Source organism: Desulfurella sp., from assembly GCF_023256235.1.
Taxonomy (GTDB): Bacteria; Campylobacterota_A; Desulfurellia; order Desulfurellales; family Desulfurellaceae; genus Desulfurella.
Genome location: NZ_JAGDWY010000023.1, coordinates 4,655 through 9,234, shown reverse-complemented (window position 1 = coordinate 9,234; position 4,580 = coordinate 4,655). Strand labels below are relative to the sequence as shown.

4 protein-coding genes are annotated in these 4,580 nt (G+C 30.2%); all 4 read left to right on the top strand.

The features are described 5' to 3' along the window. On the top strand, positions 1-1,330 hold a 1,330-nt coding region (locus Q0C22_RS02250), incomplete at its 5' end, for a DNA polymerase (protein WP_291490453.1). A 2-nt stretch (positions 1,331-1,332) separates the two neighbouring features. Next, complete coding sequence (gene hemE / locus Q0C22_RS02245; protein ID WP_291490452.1) at positions 1,333-2,304, top strand: uroporphyrinogen decarboxylase; 972 nt, start codon at positions 1,333-1,335, stop codon at positions 2,302-2,304. Further along, the gene (locus Q0C22_RS02240) at positions 2,285-3,121 is read left to right on the top strand and encodes a ferrochelatase (RefSeq protein WP_291490451.1); all 837 of its coding nucleotides are present in this window, start codon (positions 2,285-2,287) and stop codon (positions 3,119-3,121) included. Before hemE ends, Q0C22_RS02240 begins: the two co-directional genes overlap by 20 nt. Then, complete coding sequence (gene hemG / locus Q0C22_RS02235) at positions 3,118-4,452, top strand: protoporphyrinogen oxidase (protein WP_291490450.1); 1,335 nt, start codon at positions 3,118-3,120, stop codon at positions 4,450-4,452. Before Q0C22_RS02240 ends, hemG begins: the two co-directional genes overlap by 4 nt. Positions 4,453-4,580 lie beyond the last annotated feature (128 nt).

Below are 4,580 nucleotides of genomic sequence, written 5' to 3'. Positions count from 1 at the left end.
AGGCAATATTGATAAATGTGCCTTATTTATAGACAAAGGACTCTACGAAAAGGTATCAGAAATGACCTATAGCCAAAAAGTCTCTTATCTTAAACCTATTTTTCTAGATTTTATAAAAAAACTCGGTCTGGAATTCTTGTTATTTGAAGTTGAGCTTCCCTTATCAAAAATTTTAAAGAAAATGGAAAAAGAGGGTATCGGCGTAGATATAGAAAAATTAAAGCAATATAGAGAAACTATCAATAAACTAATACAGGAAAAACGCTCTTCAATTGAAAGCATAACTGGTTCAATCAACATAAATTCACCAAAAGAACTTCAAGTGGCGCTTTTTGAAAAACTTGGTTTAAAACCAACCAAAAAAAACAAAACAGGTTTTTCAACGGATTCTGATACTTTAGAACAACTTGACCATCCAGTAGCAAAATTAATTATAGAATACAGGATACTAACCAAACTTTTATCCACATATATTGAACCTCTAATTAAAAATGCAGACAAAAATAATCGTATACATACAACATTCAATCAAACTTTAACGCTAACCGGTAGACTATCTTCTTCAAACCCCAATATGCAAAATCTTCCCCTTGATAACCCATTTGTTAATATCAGAGAAGCTATTGTTGCAAAAAAAGATTTCAGTTTAATCTGTGCAGATTATTCTCAAATTGAATTAAGAGTTTTGGCTGAACTTTCTAAAGATCCGATACTGCTTGAAATTTTTAAAAAAGATTTAGATATACACACACAAACAGCTGTAGAATTATTTAATATTTTGCCGGAAATGGTAGATTCACACACAAGAAGAATTGCAAAAACTATTAATTTTGGTATCATTTATGGGATGGGCGCACAAAGCTTAGCAAAAACGCTTTCAATTCCGGCACAAAAAGCAAGTGAGTATATACAACGCTATTTCGAAAGGTTTTCAAAAGCAAAAGAATTTATCGAAGAAACACTTAAAGAAGCAAAAAACTTAGGCTATACACAAACATACTTCAATAGAAGACGTTACTTTGAAAATATAAACAGTCCTAATAAGAAATTAGCCGAATTTGAAAAACGGGCTGCAGTAAATGCCAAAATTCAAGGCACAGCAGCAGATATTATAAAAATTGCCATGGTTAAATTAGATCAAGCACTTAAAAATTTTGATGCAAAAATCATTTTGCAAATACATGATGAATTATTAGTTGAATGTAGCAATGCTCAGGTTGAAAAAGTAAAAAATATTGTAAAAAATTCTATGGAAAAAGTCGTAAATTTTGAAGTCCCACTAAAAGTTAATATTGGCATAGGAAAAAACTGGCATGAGGCTAAAACTTAAAAATGGTTTTTTTAGATAGATTAAATGGCATAAAAGGTCAATACACACCTGTTTGGCTAATGAGGCAGGCAGGTAGAGCGCTAAAAGAATATCGAGATTTAAGAAGGTATTACTCTTTTTTACAAATGTGCACAACACCTGAGCTTATAGCAAAAACCACACTGCTTCCTGTTGAGACACTAAATGTTGATGCTGCAATATTGTTTTCTGATATCCTGATTCCACTTTTGGCTTTGAATGCTAAAATTTTTTATCATGAAGGTACATCGCCTGTTGTTGATATTGATATAAATAAATTATCCTATAAAGGCTTGTCAAATAAATTAAACTTTGTATTTGAAGGCATAAAACTAATAAAAACGTTAACAAAAAAACCACTAATAGGTTTTGCGGCTGCTCCTTTTACATTATATTGCTATCTTTTTAACGATGCAAAATTTTATTCGCCTAAAGCTTTTGCATATCAAGAAACAGAAAAATTTAAAAGTATCATGGAAACTCTAACAAACCTCACAATTGATTATTTAAAAGCTCAGCTTCAAAGTGGTTGTGATTGCTTTCAGTTATTTGATAGTTGGGCTGGGATATTGGCTGCCAAAACTTATAAAGATTATGTCTTTGAACATAATTTCAAAATATTAGAATCTATTAAAAAACCATCTATTTACTTTGCTCACTCAGCCAATCATTTATTGGATTATATTTTAAAATTACCTTCAAACGCATATAGTTTTGACTGGAAAGTAGACATTAACCATATTTCACAAAAAACAGACAAGTGCCTTCAGGGGAACCTTGATAATACAATATTGCTTACAGATAAAAATACAATAAAAAAACATACCATAGACTTGCTCAATAACATGAGAGACAAACTGTATATTTTTAATTTAGGCCACGGAGTACTTCCCCAAACACCACAAGATAACTTAAAATTTTTGGTGGATACCATACATGAGTATAACAATTGCTAATTTAGGCTATATTTCAAAAAAAACTGAATGTCTTAGTTTTCTTTACAACATGTTTAATGATCCGTACATATCAAATATTCAAAACACTTCAATACGAAAAATGTTTGCAATTTTTATGTTAAATAGAGCGTTTTCTAGTTGTAAAATATTAAAATTTGCACCCTCGCCTCTTTTTGAGATAACAAAATCCCAGGCAAATAAACTTCAAAAAATCCTAAATGTAAAAGTAAACTATTGTTTTTCTTACTCAACACCATACTGCAAAGATAAAAGCACAATTTTACTTCCACTCTATACAATCTATTCGAAAACGCTCTATGGTATTCTATTTGAAATCAAACCAAAAAAAATCCTTCCTCCTTTGTGTAGTTTTGCTCAATTTACAGATTTCTATATCCAAAAGCTTAAAGATACATTAAATGAAATCCGACCTGATGCGGTAATTTTTTCTAACCATAGTTTACCTTTAAAACTTGCCAAAAAAGATTCCTACGAAAAAGACACTTATATCTTTTGCAATCTTTTAGCAAAAAACCTCAATTTAAAAGAATATTATGTATCTTTTCAATCAAAGCTAGGACCCATTAAATGGCTTGAGCCTACAACGCTAAATATACTCAAAAAACTCAAGAATAAAAGCGTTCTTATTGTGCCAGTTAGTTTTATATCAGATAACACAGAAACAATTTATGAGATAGATTATACGTATGCTCAATTTGCAAAAAAAATGAATATTAATTTATTCAGGTTTAAATCTTTTAATGACGATGACGACTTTATAGAAGTTTTATCAAGTATAATATCGAGGTATATATGAAAGCAATTGTAATTGGTGCTGGTATTTCTGGTCTTTCGTGCGCTTATTTACTTAAAAAAGAGGGTTTTGACGTAACCGTCCTTGAAAAAGAAACACAAAACGGCGGTAAAATTCAGACAATTAAAGAAAATAGTCTTTTAATAGAAGCAGGTCCAAACGGCTTTTTATACAATGAAACTACAATTAAATTTATTGAACAAACAGGATTTTCTAAAAATCTCATAAAAGCTAAACAATCATCAAACAGAAAATTTATATACGATGGCAGGCTATACGAAATACCAACAAAACAACAAAAATTATTAATAGATAACTTTTTAAGCACAAAATCAAAACTTGCTTTGCTTAGAGAACCATTTGTAAAGCCAAACCCAGAAGATGAAACTGTGGCAGAATTTGTAACAAGACGCCTTGGAAAAGAATTTTTAGATAAATTGATTGGTCCAATGTCTCTTGGGATATACGCAGCAGATCCTTATAGTATGAGCATAACTTCGAATTTTAAGCGCATAAAAGAAATTGAATTGAAATATGGCTCACTTATCAAAGGTTTGGTAAGTTTGATGAAGCAAAAAAAAGCAAATACCTCTTCAGCAAGTGGTCAATTTGCAAAAGAGCTTTATTCTTTTAAAGAAGGTATGCAATCTTTTACTGATCATATAGCGAAATCTGTTAATGTTTTAAATAAACAAAATGTTGTGTCTATAGAAAAAGCCTCAAAGTATGTCGTGTATACAAATATTGACAGGCTTGAAGCAGATATTGTCGTATTTGCTGCACCATCATTTGAGATAGCAAAAATTATACAAAATCTTGATAATAAGCTATCAAAATCTCTTATAAACATCCCTTATTCGCCAATTGTACTTGTTGCTTTAGCTTTTAGTAAAAAATTTGCAAACAAAGTAGTTGATTCTTATGGATATTTATTTGATTTAAACAAGATTAACGAAACCATTGGTGTACTCTTTGATTCAAGCATTTTTGAAAACAGAAGCTCAGAAGATAAGTTTTTAGTAAGAATGTTTTTAGGCGGTGCGCTGAGGCCTTCTGTTATTCAAAAAAACAATTTTGAGCTTTTACAAATCGCTTTAGCAGAGCTGCAACGCAGTGCAAAAATTTTCGCTCCTTTTGAATATTACAAAATAATAAAATACACATCTGCAATACCTCAATATTTATTAAATCACAAAGAAATCATAAAGCAAATACAAGAGTTTGAATCCAGAAATGCTGGTTTATATTTTCTTGGTAATGCTTTTTATGGCGTTGGGTTTAATGACTGTATAAGCAATTCTTATAATTTAATTGAAACTATAAAGTCGATTTAATTAGAAAAATCATTGCATTAAAATAACACGATTGTATAATATATGTAACAAATTACAATGAGGAGGTTTTAGTATGAAGCGTTTGTTAGTTTTGTTTGCTTTAATTGGTTTTATTGCATCAGTGCCTA

Bases quoted from the DNA above. Each gene is read 5' to 3' on its own strand.
- hemE (WP_291490452.1), top strand. From the start codon at position 1,333: ATGGTTTTTTTAGATAGATTAAATGGCATAAAAGGTCAATACACACCT.
- Q0C22_RS02240 (WP_291490451.1), top strand. From the start codon at position 2,285: ATGAGTATAACAATTGCTAATTTAGGCTATATTTCAAAAAAAACTGAA.
- hemG (WP_291490450.1), top strand. From the start codon at position 3,118: ATGAAAGCAATTGTAATTGGTGCTGGTATTTCTGGTCTTTCGTGCGCT.